General features: G+C 58.0%; 14 protein-coding genes and 1 tRNA gene. 7 read left to right on the forward strand and 8 right to left on the reverse strand.

What is annotated here, in order from left to right; translation table 11 throughout:
- Positions 1–188 precede the first annotated feature (188 nt).
- The 6 genes from QLG10_RS26700 (at position 189) to QLG10_RS26725 (ending at position 5,267) form a co-directional block, all read left to right on the forward strand.
- On the forward strand, positions 189–401 hold the full coding sequence (locus QLG10_RS26700; RefSeq protein WP_110751915.1) for a hypothetical protein: 213 nt from the start codon (positions 189–191) through the stop codon (positions 399–401).
- Positions 402–753: 352 nt separating this feature from the next.
- On the forward strand, positions 754–2,040 hold the full coding sequence (locus tag QLG10_RS26705) for an OprD family porin (RefSeq protein ID WP_282488302.1): 1,287 nt from the start codon (positions 754–756) through the stop codon (positions 2,038–2,040).
- A gap of 272 nt (positions 2,041–2,312) precedes the next feature.
- The gene (locus QLG10_RS26710; RefSeq protein WP_282488303.1) at positions 2,313–3,464 is read left to right on the forward strand and encodes a Fic family protein; all 1,152 of its coding nucleotides are present in this window, start codon (positions 2,313–2,315) and stop codon (positions 3,462–3,464) included.
- 187 nt (positions 3,465–3,651) lie between these two features.
- Complete coding sequence (locus QLG10_RS26715; RefSeq protein WP_020795759.1) at positions 3,652–3,870, forward strand: 4-oxalocrotonate tautomerase family protein; 219 nt, start codon at positions 3,652–3,654, stop codon at positions 3,868–3,870.
- Positions 3,867–4,511 carry a DsbA family oxidoreductase gene (locus QLG10_RS26720; RefSeq protein WP_110751921.1) on the forward strand — a complete coding sequence of 215 codons (645 nt, stop codon included), beginning with the start codon at positions 3,867–3,869 and terminating at the stop codon, positions 4,509–4,511. The genes QLG10_RS26715 and QLG10_RS26720 overlap by 4 nt, the downstream gene beginning before the upstream one ends.
- A 45-nt stretch (positions 4,512–4,556) precedes the next feature.
- Positions 4,557–5,267, forward strand: a complete 711-nt coding sequence (locus QLG10_RS26725; RefSeq protein ID WP_020795757.1) for an SDR family oxidoreductase — start codon at positions 4,557–4,559, stop codon at positions 5,265–5,267.
- 66 nt (positions 5,268–5,333) lie between these two features.
- On the opposite strand, the gene QLG10_RS26730 is transcribed toward QLG10_RS26725, so the two are convergent.
- The 6 genes from QLG10_RS26730 to QLG10_RS26755 form a co-directional block, all read right to left on the reverse strand.
- Positions 5,334–5,409 (reverse strand) — tRNA-Thr (locus QLG10_RS26730).
- 395 nt (positions 5,410–5,804) lie between these two features.
- Positions 5,805–7,034, reverse strand: a complete 1,230-nt coding sequence (locus tag QLG10_RS26735; protein WP_282488304.1) for a methyltransferase — start codon at positions 7,032–7,034, stop codon at positions 5,805–5,807.
- Positions 7,015–7,704, reverse strand: coding sequence for an ABC transporter permease (locus QLG10_RS26740; RefSeq protein WP_110751925.1), 690 nt, complete (start codon positions 7,702–7,704; stop codon positions 7,015–7,017). Before QLG10_RS26740 ends, QLG10_RS26735 begins: the two co-directional genes overlap by 20 nt.
- A complete protein-coding gene (locus QLG10_RS26745) occupies positions 7,701–8,396 on the reverse strand; it encodes an ABC transporter permease (RefSeq protein ID WP_020795754.1) in 696 nt (231 codons plus the stop codon). The genes QLG10_RS26740 and QLG10_RS26745 overlap by 4 nt, the downstream gene beginning before the upstream one ends.
- A gap of 71 nt (positions 8,397–8,467) precedes the next feature.
- The gene (locus QLG10_RS26750; RefSeq protein WP_020795753.1) at positions 8,468–9,214 is read right to left on the reverse strand and encodes an ABC transporter substrate-binding protein; all 747 of its coding nucleotides are present in this window, start codon (positions 9,212–9,214) and stop codon (positions 8,468–8,470) included.
- Positions 9,215–9,227: 13 nt separating this feature from the next.
- Entirely contained in the window at positions 9,228–10,001 is a 774-nt protein-coding gene (locus QLG10_RS26755; protein WP_007972784.1) for an ABC transporter ATP-binding protein, read from the reverse strand.
- 563 nt (positions 10,002–10,564) lie between these two features.
- Here QLG10_RS26755 and gabP point away from each other — a divergent pair.
- Positions 10,565–11,956 carry a GABA permease gene (gabP, locus tag QLG10_RS26760; protein WP_020795752.1) on the forward strand — a complete coding sequence of 464 codons (1,392 nt, stop codon included), beginning with the start codon at positions 10,565–10,567 and terminating at the stop codon, positions 11,954–11,956.
- 71 nt (positions 11,957–12,027) lie between these two features.
- On the opposite strand, the gene QLG10_RS26765 is transcribed toward gabP, so the two are convergent.
- Together QLG10_RS26765 and QLG10_RS26770 are read right to left on the reverse strand one after the other, a co-directional pair.
- Entirely contained in the window at positions 12,028–12,480 is a 453-nt protein-coding gene (locus QLG10_RS26765; protein ID WP_110751927.1) for a hypothetical protein, read from the reverse strand.
- Between the two features lie 6 nt (positions 12,481–12,486).
- Entirely contained in the window at positions 12,487–12,903 is a 417-nt protein-coding gene (locus QLG10_RS26770; protein WP_033038928.1) for a hypothetical protein, read from the reverse strand.
- Positions 12,904–12,932 lie beyond the last annotated feature (29 nt).

The raw sequence follows: 12,932 nt of genomic DNA on the forward strand, positions 1-12,932 counted from the left end.
CCAACTGGTATAGAGCCCGCAGTCCTTCTGGACGGCGGGCTTTTTTGTATCCGCTCGTCGACATTCAAGGCACCTTGGCATAGCTCTTGTATCGCTCATGGCGCAAAACAGGGAGGGGGAGAACTTAGTTGTTCTGTCATAAACCTTGGATAAGTTAGGCCGCTCGCAAACCAGGAGAGAGCGCTGAAATGAACGCCGATGTAAATGTGGTGAGCGACCGGGCGTTGCATCCCCTGGCGGTAAATGCTGAATCGCTCCAGACTCTGGCGAATTGGTTCAAGTCCAAAGGAACGCGTCAGACCACACATAGTGATCCGCGCCGGACGATGATCGAACGCTACCCCGCTGGTTTATTCAGCGAGGCAGAACTGGATGCGTTATGGGATGTGATGGAAGGATAAGAAGAAAAACAATGGATTGATAAAAGAAAAGCGCTGCCGGGATGGCAGCGCTTTTTTTGTGGGCGCAGGTTGCTTCGCGCCTGACACGGTTTGAGTTTTTCTGCCAAGGAACCTCACTTCTTAGACGATTTACGCCTATTTACAGACGATTCATGAAATTGACATATCGTTAACACCGCAGCTACGATCCTGCCCAACGCCTGTGGCAGACCGCCATGACCGAAAAATAATAAAAGGCCCGCCGCGACTGATCGTGGGCGGGCCTTTTTCTTTGCGGAATGAAAAAAGAGTGCGATAGCGCCGTTTCAGCCGATCGACACAGCGCGTTTCAACCCGTAATAAGGAAAACAACATGTTGAACAAGCGAATCAGCCTGATCGCTCTGGGGATTTTGAGCGCTACGCAGGCCATGGCTAACGACCAGGCCGAATCCAAGGGTTTTGTTGAAGAAAGCAGCCTCAAAGTGCTGCTGCGCAACGCCTACATGAACCGTGACTACAAAGACGGCAACCCGGACAAGTCCGAGTGGGGCCAAGCGGCCATCGGTACATTCTCGTCCGGCTTCACCCAAGGCACCATCGGTGTGGGTGTGGATGCCTTTGGTCTGTACGCGCTCAACCTGGAGCGCAATGAAGACCGTAGCGGCGCCCAAGGCATCGATTTTTTCAAAAAGGGTGCCAGCGGCGAACCGGCTGACGACTTGGCCAAAGCAGGCGCTGCGGTCAAATTCCGCCTGTCCAGCACAACGCTGACTTACGGCGACCAAATGCCGGTCCTGCCGGTACTGAGCTACGACAACGGTCGCCTGCTTCCGGAAAGCTACACCGGCACCCTGATCACCTCCAAGGAGATCAAGGGCCTGGAATTGAACGCCGGTCGCTTCACCGCCGAATCGCGTAAAAGCGCCGAAGGCCATGACAGCGGCGGCCTGAAGTCGATTAATGTGTTGGGCGGCAGCTACCAGTTCACCGAACAATTCAAGGCTGCGTTGTACGCGTCCGACGTCGAAGACGTATTGAAGAAGCAATACGTGAACGCCAACTACGTGTTCCCGATCGACAAGGATCAGTCCCTGACCCTGGACTTCAACGGCTATCGCACCAAGCTGGATGATTCCTACGTTCGCGACAACAACCTCACCGGCGACGACAACAAGATCTGGAGCCTGGCAGCCACCTTTGCCACCGGCCCACACTCGTTCACCCTGGCGCACCAGCGCAGCACCGGCGACAGCAACCTGGGCTACGCCTACGGCGGCTACCAGAAGGATCAAGGTCGCGTCGGTGACGGTGGCAACACCATCTACCTGGCCAACTCCTACTGGTCGGACTTCAACGCCGAAGACGAACGCAGCTGGCAACTGGGCTACGGCCTGGACTTCAGCACCTTCGGTGTACCGGGCCTGAGCTACAACTTCGCCTACGTACGCGGTGACAACATCACCACCTCTACCAGCGAAGGCGGCACCGAGCGCGAAATCTTCAACCAGTTCAAGTACGTCGTGCAAAGCGGCCCGGCCAAAGACCTGAGCATCAAGCTGCGCAGCTCCATCCTGCGCGTGTCGCAGAAGTCGAGCGAATACAACGTCAGCGGTAACGAAGTGCGTGTGTTCGTGGATTACCCGATCAACGTTTTCTGATGATCGGTAGCAGTGGCGAGGCCTGATTCAAGGCTGAGTAAAAAGAAGCCCCGACTGGTTCGGGGCTTTTTTTCGTGTGCTAAATGGGTCATGTCGTCAAAAGTCGATTTCGGGTACATGTGTTGTGAACGTGTCGTCCGCGGCGACATGTTCCGAGGACGTGTCGCAAAAAGTGGAAAATTGCGACACGTTATGCACTCATGTCTACACTGGCGACATGAGAGAGGTCTATCTCTGCTCAAAAAACATACAAAATGATCAGGAATGCATCCATGACCGAACCGTTGCTGCCATGGCAGGCAGACAGGCCATACAACCAACTTCCACTGCTGCCGCCGGGAGTCGAGCTGGAAACACGTGCAGTCCTCAAAAAATGTATTGAGGCACGCACGGCCTTGGCCGAGTTGAAACAGGCAGCAGAGTTGATTCCTAACCAGACGGTTCTGATCAATACCATTCCGTTGCTCGAAGCCAAGGCTAGCTCGGAAATAGAAAGCATCGTCACCACCACGGATTTGCTGTTCCAGCATGCCCAAGACACGGAAAACCACGCAGACCCGGCCACCAAAGAAGCGCTGCGTTATCGAACGGCGCTGAGCCAAGGATTCCAGTCCCTGGCTGAACGACCGCTATCCACCAACACCGCCGTGGAAATCTGCCGTACGTTGAAGGGCGCGAAACTGGATATTCGCCGCACACCCGGCACGCAGCTCGCCAATGACCGGACCGGTGAGGTCATCTATACCCCGCCCGAAGGAGAAGAACACCAGCGCAACCTTCTCGCCAACTGGGAGCGCTTTCTGCACAACGAAACCGATCTCGATCCACTGGTTCGCATGGCGGTTGGGCATTATCAATTCGAAGCCATCCATCCTTTTGTCGACGGCAATGGTCGTACCGGGCGCGTCATCAATACTCTGTTTCTGATTCAGGAAGGCTTGCTGAACCTGCCAATTCTGTACCTCAGCCGCTACATCATTGCCCAGCGTGCCGATTACTATCGACTCTTGCTGGAGGTGACGACCCAGCAGGCGTGGGAGCCATGGCTGTTGTTCATGCTCAGTGCAGTAGAGGAAACCGCGCGTTGGACGACCGCCAAAATTGCCGCAATCCGCGCATTGTCCGAACACACCACTCAATTTGTGCGTGACCAACTACCCAAAACCTACTCACGGGAGTTGGTGGACGTCATCTTCGAACAGCCCTACTGCCGCATCAGCAACGTGGTCGACAAGAAAGTTGCTCAACGACAGGCTGCTTCACGTCACCTTAAGGATCTCGTGTCCATTGGTGTGTTGGAGGAAATTCAGGTGGGCAAGGAGAAGCTGTTTATCCATCCGAAACTGATGCAGTTGCTAAGCCGCGACAGTAATGAATTTAAACGTTACGCCGACGAACGCGCGAAAATGAAAAGCCCCGAATGACTCGGGGCTTTTTCTTCAGAACGAACGGAGAATATTCCCGGCGGAGCCATCATTGACGCAGGAATCTATTACGCCACGTAACTAATGATGTTCCCGTCCCCACCTTTATCCCCTCCAGCGAACTCCCTACATTGAGCTCCAACGCCTCTCCCATCATCCCGACGGGAAGGTCACTGGAGTTTCCCTCATGCCTTTCGTAAGCGTACGCATCACCCGCGATGGCGTTACCACTGAGCAGAAAGCTCAGGTGATCGCCGAGATCACTGAAACACTGGAACGCGTCCTCAACAAACGCCCTGACCTGACCCACATCGTGATCGAGGAAGTCGACACCGATAACTGGGGCTACGCCGGGATCACCACCACCCAGTACCGCAAGCAACTGGCGGACGAGGGGCAGTCATGACGCCTTCAGTCACCATCGATTTCGTCTCCGATGTGGTGTGCCCATGGTGCGCACTGGGGGCGACGGCGCTGGAGCAGGCGATCGAGAACGTGGCGGGTGAGGTGGCGGTCGAGCTGACCTACAAGCCTTTCGAGCTGAACCCGAACATGCCGCCCGAAGGCGAAAAAGCGGTCGAGCATTTGATGCGCAAATACGGACGTACCGCCCAGGACGTCGCCAATGGCAAAGCAATGCAGATCGAACGCGGCAATGCCATCGGCTTCAAGTTCGACCTGGAGAAGCGCACCCACTTCTACAACACCTTCGACGCTCACCGGTTATTGCTCTGGGCGCTGGAAGAGGGACGCCAGGTGGCACTGAAGAAGATCCTGCTTCGCGCTTACTTCAGCGAAGGCCAGAACCCGAGCGATCAGCAGACGCTGGTACGGCTGGCGGGTGAAGCCGGACTGGACGAGGGCCGTGCACGCGAGGTGTTGGCGTCGGGCGCTTTTGCTGACGAGGTACGTGAGCTTGAAGCGTTCTATCACCAGCACGGCATCAATTCGGTCCCGGCCCTGGTGCTCAACGGCCGTCACCTGGTGTCCGGTTCGCAGTCGGTCGAGTACTACGAACAGATGTTGAGACAAATGGCGAAAGCCTGATTACCAAGTTTTTTTCAAACCATCATTTATGAGTAGAGGTTCATCATGAGCAATTCGAAAAAAGTCGTTGTCATCACTGGCGCATCCCAAGGTCTGGGCGACGGCATGGTCAAGGCCTTCCGCGAGCTCGGCTACCAGATCGTCGCGACCTCGCGCTCGATCAAGCCATCCACCGATCCAGACATCCTCACCGTGGCCGGCGACATTGGCGAACCAGAGACTGCACAGCGCGTAATCCGTGAAGCGATCGCACGCTTCGGCCGTGTCGACACCCTGATCAACAACGCCGGGATCTTCATCGCCAAGCCGTTCACCCAGTACACCGCTGAAGACTACGCCAACGTGTTGTCGGTGAATGTCAACGGCTTCTTCTACATCACCCAACTGGCCATCGCCGAGATGGAAAAACAGGGCAGCGGCCACGTGGTCAACATCACCACCAGCCTGGTGGACCACGCCATCGACGGCGTGCCATCGGTACTGGCCTCGCTGACCAAAGGTGGCTTGAACGCGGCAACCAAATCCCTGGCCATCGAATACGCCAAGCGCGGCATTCGGGTGAATGCTGTATCGCCTGGCATCATCAAGACCCCAATGCACGGCGAAGAAACCCACGCCGCACTGGGCGCTCTGCACCCGGTCGGGCACATGGGCGAGATCGATGACATCGCCAACGCGGTCGTGTACCTGGACGGCGCCAAGTTCGTCACTGGCGAAATCCTCCACGTGGATGGCGGGCAGAGCGCGGGTCACTAAGATCTGGGTTTTCCAGACAGCAGAAACAACAAAGCCCTCGTATTGCTACGAGGGCTTTGTTTTGTATGGTGCCGGCACCAGGAATCGAACCCGGGACCTACTGATTACAAGTCAGTTGCTCTACCATCTGAGCTATACCGGCATGTCAGGGCGACGATTATAGCGATTGGGAAGGTTCTGTAAACCCCTGAATTCTGACTATTTTTGCTGGGCGCCCTGTCGATGACGTTCGCTGCTCGTAAATCGTCATCGGGCGGTCCAAAACGAGGTGTCAGGGCATGCTGTTCTTGCGTGCGTTGTTGTGAATTCGCCGTTCGGTTATGTCTTTTGGTCGAGCGCTTATGCACAACGCGAATTTCGATTCACCCGGTTTACAGTGTTTTTGTGGATCCGTTCTCATTAGTTCGCAAATGCCTGTTTTGCGGGTTTTTTATTCGGTGTACGAAATTTGACCGGCGTTGTTTCAGGGCTGAAGCAGCTGTAAATATTGGATCCATTAATATTTCATCAACAGAGTTATCCACAGGCTGTGAGGCGTTAAGGGTGTTCCGCCAGCAGCAGGATGTTACGCGGTGTGATCGAGGGTTCGCAGAAGGTGCCGAGGCGAACGGTGTAACCCTGTTCTTGCAGGAAAAGAGCACGATCCAACACCAGCCAAAGCTCCAATGGGCGTCGGAAAAGTCCGCGCAGGAGCTCTAGGTTGCGTACTTGGGCAAGGCGCTGCCATCCGGCGGCCTCGAGCTCGGGCCAATTTTGGGCGCCGACTGTGGATAACTCTTTGAGTTCGGCCAAGTGCTGGCAGTATTCGGCAAAGGGTTTTTCCAGCCAGGCGCTGGGCAGGGATGGGGTTGGCAGGTACTCGTCGACGCCGCGCAGTTGCCTTTGCAACAAGTCAAAGCCCAGGCGTCGGGCCATCGACGTATCGCGTTGACGCCGTACACGAGCGCCGGCGGTGACGGTTTCACTCATTGGCAGCCCCAGATCATCGAGGGACAGCTGCAGGTCAGAGTGTTGCGCGGCCGAGGACATCGGCGAATACCGTGTCAGGTGGGTCCGGTTGTAGCAGCAAGGGGCGATGGCCAGTTGCTTGCAGCCGGCTGCGCTGGCGAGCCGGATCAGTCGCACGTGCAAATCGCCGCAGGCATGCAGTGCGACGGGTGTATGTCGAGCTTCCAATAGCGCTGCCGCATTGGCCGCCAGTACGTCCTGTTCGACATGCAGCGCGTGCAGTCGATGGTGCTGGCTGAGTGCCTGGCCGCTGGCAACCAGCGCTGGATCGTATTCCAGGCAGGTGAGTTGCTGTCCGGGTTGTAGCAGGCGGCGGCCCAGGTGTCCCTTGCCCGAGCACCAGTCCAGCCAATGCCTGGCGGAATCAGCAAACTGCAGTCGACCGGCAAAGGCTTCAATTTGCTGCCACTTGCGCCCTGGTACATCCACATTCAATCGATGAGCTGGCGCTTCGAGCGTATGAGCAGGCAATTCATCCAGCGCACTCAGCGCCAGGGAAATATCCGCCAACGAAGCAAAAGGCTGCGGCGCATCCACAAGGGCAGGGTGGTTGTGAGCGCTTTCCGCCTCTTCCAGCGATCGCCCGCGAAGCCAGGTGGCGAGTTCGGGGTAGGTGGTTTCCCAGGGCAGTTGCAGATGTGTGAAGGGGCGAGGTTTCCACAGGGCCTGATGCGCTGTCAGAAAAGTGTCCAGCACGGTGAAACGGGCGAGCAGTTCCTCGCCCGTCAGCACCTGAGGATCAACGCCCTTGGCAGGCATCGACGCGCAACCAGCGCTCCAGCAGCTTGAAGCCGCGTACCAGCACGTAGGCCATCAGCAGATAGAACATGCCAGCGGCGAAGAATATCTCCACCGGCAGGTAGGTTCGGGCAATGATGGTGCGGGCCATGCCGGTCAGTTCCAGCAACGTCACGGTGCTGGCCAGGGCGCTGGCCTTGAGCATCAGGATCACCTCGTTGCTGTAGGCCGGCAGGCCGATGCGCGCGGCGCGGGGCAGCATGATGTAGATCAGCGCCTTGGCCTTGGACATGCCCAGCGCCCGTGCCGCTTCGATCTCACCCGGCGGTATCGCCTGGATCGCGCCGCGCAGGATTTCAGCGATGTAGGCGGCGGTGTGCAGGGTCATGGTCGCCGTGGCACACCAGAACGGGTCGCGAAGGTAGGGCCACATTGAGCTATTACGGATCACGTCGAACTGCGCCAGCCCGTAATAGACCAGGAACAGTTGGACCAGCAATGGCGTACCACGGAAAAAGAAGATGTAGGCGTAGGGAAACGCTCGCACCCACCACAGGCGCGACGAACGCGCGATGCCCAATGGAATCGCCAGCAGCAGGCCGGCGATGACGGCAATGGCGACCAGTTCCAGGGTCAGGGTTGCGCCCTGGGCCAGTTTCGGCAGCCACTTGATGATGACTTCCCAGTTCATTGGGCGCTCCTCGCGAAGCCGCGAGCGGCGCGTTTTTCCAGGAAGTGCATGCCGGTCATGGCCAGAATCGTCAGACTCAGATACATGAACGCCGCAACCATATAAAAGGTGAACGGTTGCTTGGAGACGGTCACGCCGATTTGCGCGTGACGCATGATTTCTTCCAGGCCGATCACCGACACCAGCGCGGTGTCCTTCATCAGGATCATGAACAGGTTGCCCAGGCCCGGCAGGGCGATGCGCCACATCTGCGGCATGATCAACTTGGTGAAGATGCGAAATTTCGACAGGCCCAGGGCCACGCCGGCTTCACGATGGCCTTTGGGGATGGCGAGGATCGCACCGCGAAATACTTCCGTGGCGTAGGCGCCAAAGCACAGGCCCAGGGCAATGACGCCCGCTGCGAAGGCATTGAGCTCAAGGTCGGGGTTACCGAAAAACTCGCCCAGGGCGCGCATCAGGTTAACGGTGCCGAAGTAGATCAACAGCACCCAGAGCAGCTCCGGGATGCCGCGAACCAGTGTCGAGTATGTGCCGCCAAGCCATTGCAACGGCTTGTACGGGGAAGTCTTGGCCAAGGCGCCGAGCAGACCGAGCACCAGCCCCAGGCACAGGGCCGAGAGTGCCAGTTTCACAGTCATCAGCGCGCCAGCGGCGAGCGCCGGGCCGAATCCGTAGAGGTCGATAATCATGGATTTCTTTTCAAATCGCGGCAGGCAATACCGTGAACGGCGCCATCAGGCGCCGGTCAGGCAGGTCAGGATCAATAGATGCTGAACGGGAAGTACTTGTCGTTGATCTTCTTGTAGGTGCCGTCGGCAACGATTTCTTTGAGCGCAGTGTTCAGCTTCTCGCGGATAGGGTCGTTCTTGCGAACGGCGATACCGATCTTGTCGCTTTCTTCCACTGGGTCGCCTTTGAACTCGTAGGATTTGCCTGCGTCGCTCTTGAGCCACTCGTAGTTGACGTACTTGTCGGCCAGGATGCCGTCCAGGCGACCGGAAGTCAGGTCCAGGTAAGCGTTTTCCTGGGTGTCGTAGAGTTTGACTTCAACGCCTTCCATGTTGTCTTCCAGCCAGGTACCCGCCAGCGTCGCGCGCTGCGCGCCGATCACTTTGCCCTGCAGGGAAGCCTTGTCGGTCTTGAAATCGACGTCCTTCTTGGCGATGAACTGCAGCTTGTTGGAGTAGTACGGGTCGGTGAAGTCCACCGCTTGCTTGCGCTCGTCGGTGATCGACATCGAGGAGATCAGGAAGTCGAACTTCTTGGCGTTGAGGGCCGGGATGATGCCGTCCCAGTCGGAGGTCACGACGGTGCACTCGACTTTCATCTTGGCGCACAGGGCGTCGCCGATTTCCTTGTCGAAGCCGACGACATTGCCACTGGCATCTTTATTGTTGAACGGCGGGTAGGCCGCTTCGATGCCCATCTTCAGGGTTTCGGCCATGGCACCGGCGCTGAACGCCAGGGTAACGGCGGCGGCCAGGAAGACCTTCTTGTAATTGCGCATGCGGTTAGCTCCGTTAGCGGTTGCTGGACATGAATTGTTTGCAGCGCGCCGAAAGCGGGTTTTCAAACACCTGCTGTGGCGATCCTTGCTCTTCTACCAGGCCCTGGTGGAGGAACACCACTTCGCTGGAGACCTGACGGGCAAAGCCCATCTCATGGGTGACCAGCAGCATGGTGCGGCCTTCTTCGGCCAGTGCGCGGATGACATTAAGTACTTCCTGGACCATTTCCGGGTCAAGCGCGGAAGTGGGCTCGTCGAACAGGATGACCTTGGGCTGCATGGCCAGGGTGCGGGCGATGGCCGCGCGTTGTTGCTGGCCGCCGGACAATTGCGCCGGGTAGGCGTGGCGCTTGTCGGCGATGCCGACCTTGGCCAGCAGGGCTTCGGCGACTTCGATGGCTTCGGCCTTGCTTTGGCCGAGCACGCGGCGCGGGGCCTCGATGATGTTGTCGAGCACGCTCATGTGCGGCCACAGGTTAAAGTTTTGAAACACAAAGCCTATTTCGCTGCGCAGTCGGTTGATCTGCTTGCCGTCGGCAGCGACCAGTTCGCCGTTCTTCGCGGCCTTGAGCTTGAGTTCCTCGCCGGCCACCAGGATCTGACCCTGGTGTGGGTTTTCCAGCAGGTTGATGCAACGCAGGAACGTGGACTTGCCGGAGCCGGAAGAGCCGAGGATCGAGATCACGTCGCCGTCGCGGGCGGTCAGCGAGATACCCTTGAGTACCTCCAGCGAGCCGTAGCGTTTGTGCAAGTTGCGGATTTCAAGCGCGGGCGTGGCCTCAGCCATGTGCGTTCCTCATTGTGTATTCGCTCCTGCTGTTGGTGGCCTTCCTGGCGAGGCGGCCAAGCTAGCATAGCGTTTCAAGGGCAGCCAACAGCGCTACGGGCAGTAAACGGGTGGTATGTGGCAGGTTGTCGCATCGGCACAGCAGACTGTCGCCCCATCAACAACCGAACAGTCGTTTGAACCCTGCTTTCAGACAAAAGCGCGGCGGCTGTCGCGTAAAAAAGGGCGCGATGTTGCCAGCTTTGGCGGGGGGTTGGAAGCGCTAACGGGCCAAAGGTGCCGGATCTGCCCTTTTATCGTGCGTCGAGGAATTTTTACGTGTGTTTCCGGTGCGCTGGATCGCTCCTAAAGTGAGTCGCAGGGTAACGCTCTGGCAAAGTGCCATTAATATCAATGGCTTGCGATGACTGTCCGGTCAGGGGGGAATTCCCGAGTTAGACGGCTTTGAAACATTTTGGCGCAATTATTGCGTGCAGATTCCGGAACGCCCCGTTTGTTTCTTTTTACAAGAAGGAACACAAGCGGGATGCATGCATTCGCTTTTCCTTACAAAGGTAGTTTCAATGAGCAGTATCCAAAGCTCTAACGGCCTCGAACAGGGGCTCAAACCGCGGCATGTCACCATGCTGTCGATCGCCGGGGTTATCGGCGCCGGCCTGTTCGTTGGCTCGGGCCACGCCATCGCTGCAGCAGGCCCGGCCGTGCTCTTGGCTTACGCCGCCGCCGGCATGCTGGTAGTGCTGGTGATGCGCATGCTCGGTGAAATGGCTGTTGCCTCGCCGGACACGGGCTCCTTCTCGACATACGCCGATCGCGCGATTGGTCACTGGGCCGGTTTCACCATCGGCTGGCTGTACTGGTGGTTCTGGGTCCTGGTGATCCCGTTGGAAGCCAACGCCGCCGCAACCATCCTGCACGCCTGGTTCCCAGGTGTGGATATCTGGGCCTTTGCCCTGGTCATCACTATGCTGTTGACCGTGACCAACCTGTTCAGCGTGAAGAACTACGGTGAGTTCGAGTTCTGGTTTGCCCTGATCAAAGTGTTGGCCATCATCGGCTTCATTGTTCTGGGCGTCATGGCCATTTTCGGCTTCCTGCCGGGCAGCCAGGTCAGCGGCGTTTCCCATCTGTTCGACACCCAGGGCTTCCTGCCAAACGGCATGGGCGCGGTGTTGGGCGCCATCCTGACCACCATGTTCTCCTTCATGGGCACCGAGATCGTGACCATTGCGGCCGCGGAATCGAAGAACCCTGGCAAGCAAATCTCCAAGGCCACCAACTCGGTGATCTGGCGGATCGGCTTGTTCTACCTCGTATCCATTTTCATCGTCGTGGCCCTGGTGCCTTGGAACGATCCGGTGCTGGCGAGCCTGGGCTCCTACCAGACCGTGCTTGAGCGCATGGGCATTCCTAACGCCAAGATGATCGTCGATATTGTCGTACTGGTCGCCGTGACCAGCTGCCTGAACTCGGCGCTGTACACCTCGTCGCGCATGCTGTTCTCCCTGGGCAAGCGCGGCGATGCGCCGGCCATGTCTACTCGCACCAACAAAAGCGGCACCCCTTACTGGGCGGTGATGCTGTCCACTGGTGCTGCGTTCCTGGCAACCTTCGCCAACTACGTGGCCCCGGCTGCGGTGTTCGAGTTCCTGCTGGCCAGCTCCGGCGCCATTGCGTTGCTGGTTTACCTGGTAATTGCGATCTCGCAACTGCGCATGCGCAAGCAGCGTATGGCTCGCGGCGAGAAAATCGTTTTCAGCATGTGGTTGTTCCCGGGCCTGACCTACGCGGTGATCATTTTCATCGTCGGTGCCCTGACCATCATGCTGTTCCAGGAAGCTCATCGTGTGGAAATCCTCGCGACTGGCCTGCTCAGCGTGCTGGTGGTGGCTGCTGGTTTGCTGGTGGCTCGCCGCCGCAAGCTGGAAAAAGGTGGCGCGGTGGTGTTGAACTGATTCATACCGCGTAACGCAAAACGGCCGCTGTCAGTGATGACAAGCGGCCGTTTTTGTTTGAGGCGTAACCGTTACTCGGCTTTTTCTTCCGGTGTTTCCAGCGACTCGCGGTAGACATCCAGTGCTGCGCTGAAATCGGCGATGAACTGTGGCTCGCTCAGCCATGCCTGGGCGGCGTCGCGGTCCATGCCATCGGCCCACATGCGGTAGTCGATCAGCATATCGGCGGCCAGGTGAGTGGCGGCCATGCCTTCGTCATCGGCGTTTTCCATGTCCAGCAGTTCTGGATGGTCGATGATGATGAAGGCGAGATTCGTCAGCAGCACGGAGAGCATTTCGCTGCGGCTGAGGGCTTCGGCGTCGCGCATTTTGCTGAACATGGCCAGGGTGTATTCCGGGATCGGCTCGCCGATTTCGCCAAGGTCATCGTCCAGCGCGGCGGGTTTTCTGCCGTGGATATTGATCTGCTTGGCTTTGGCTTTTGCGCGTTTGGCGCGTTTCTGTTGCTTGTTCAGGGAGGCCATGGGAACTCAGTTCGGTTTCTGTTGGGTTTGTGCCGCGATGGCGTCGGACGCCGCCACGTAGTCAGCCTGGAAGGCTGGTGATTCGATCCACGCCAGGGCGCCCGCTTCGTCGGTTTCGGCCGACCATTGGCGATATTCAATCAGTGCGGCGAGGATAAAGTCCATCGCGCCTTCTTCGCCTTCCTGCTCGTACACCAGTTCCAGCAACGGGTCTTCGAGGAAGGCCGCGCACATGGCTTGCTGGCTGATCTTCTCGGCGTCGATCATTTTCTTGAACAACTCGGTAAGGTCCACCGATTCGAAATCGATGCGGTCGTCGTTCGGGTCGAGCTCGACCGGCGCGGCAGCTCGCTGGGTGCGGTTCTGCTTGGCCTTGGCCTTGGCGCGGGAGGCGCGTTTGTGCTGCTTGTTGGCGGAGGCCATGGGCGTCGTTCCGTATTTCGTTGAAAAGG

Origin of the sequence: Pseudomonas sp. V98_8 (assembly GCF_029967975.1) — a bacterium.
GTDB lineage: Bacteria > Pseudomonadota > Gammaproteobacteria > Pseudomonadales > Pseudomonadaceae > Aquipseudomonas > Aquipseudomonas umsongensis.

Bases quoted from the DNA above. Each gene is read 5' to 3' on its own strand.
- QLG10_RS26750 (WP_020795753.1), bottom strand. From the start codon at position 9,214: ATGCGCAATTACAAGAAGGTCTTCCTGGCCGCCGCCGTTACCCTGGCG.
- QLG10_RS26720 (WP_110751921.1), top strand. From the start codon at position 3,867: ATGACGCCTTCAGTCACCATCGATTTCGTCTCCGATGTGGTGTGCCCA.
- QLG10_RS26755 (WP_007972784.1), bottom strand. From the start codon at position 10,001: ATGGCTGAGGCCACGCCCGCGCTTGAAATCCGCAACTTGCACAAACGC.
- QLG10_RS26735 (WP_282488304.1), bottom strand. From the start codon at position 7,034: ATGCCTGCCAAGGGCGTTGATCCTCAGGTGCTGACGGGCGAGGAACTG.
- QLG10_RS26705 (WP_282488302.1), top strand. From the start codon at position 754: ATGTTGAACAAGCGAATCAGCCTGATCGCTCTGGGGATTTTGAGCGCT.
- QLG10_RS26700 (WP_110751915.1), top strand. From the start codon at position 189: ATGAACGCCGATGTAAATGTGGTGAGCGACCGGGCGTTGCATCCCCTG.
- QLG10_RS26765 (WP_110751927.1), bottom strand. From the start codon at position 12,480: ATGGCCTCCCTGAACAAGCAACAGAAACGCGCCAAACGCGCAAAAGCC.
- QLG10_RS26725 (WP_020795757.1), top strand. From the start codon at position 4,557: ATGAGCAATTCGAAAAAAGTCGTTGTCATCACTGGCGCATCCCAAGGT.
- gabP (WP_020795752.1), top strand. From the start codon at position 10,565: ATGAGCAGTATCCAAAGCTCTAACGGCCTCGAACAGGGGCTCAAACCG.
- QLG10_RS26745 (WP_020795754.1), bottom strand. From the start codon at position 8,396: ATGATTATCGACCTCTACGGATTCGGCCCGGCGCTCGCCGCTGGCGCG.
- QLG10_RS26740 (WP_110751925.1), bottom strand. From the start codon at position 7,704: ATGAACTGGGAAGTCATCATCAAGTGGCTGCCGAAACTGGCCCAGGGC.
- QLG10_RS26710 (WP_282488303.1), top strand. From the start codon at position 2,313: ATGACCGAACCGTTGCTGCCATGGCAGGCAGACAGGCCATACAACCAA.
- QLG10_RS26770 (WP_033038928.1), bottom strand. From the start codon at position 12,903: ATGGCCTCCGCCAACAAGCAGCACAAACGCGCCTCCCGCGCCAAGGCC.
- QLG10_RS26715 (WP_020795759.1), top strand. From the start codon at position 3,652: ATGCCTTTCGTAAGCGTACGCATCACCCGCGATGGCGTTACCACTGAG.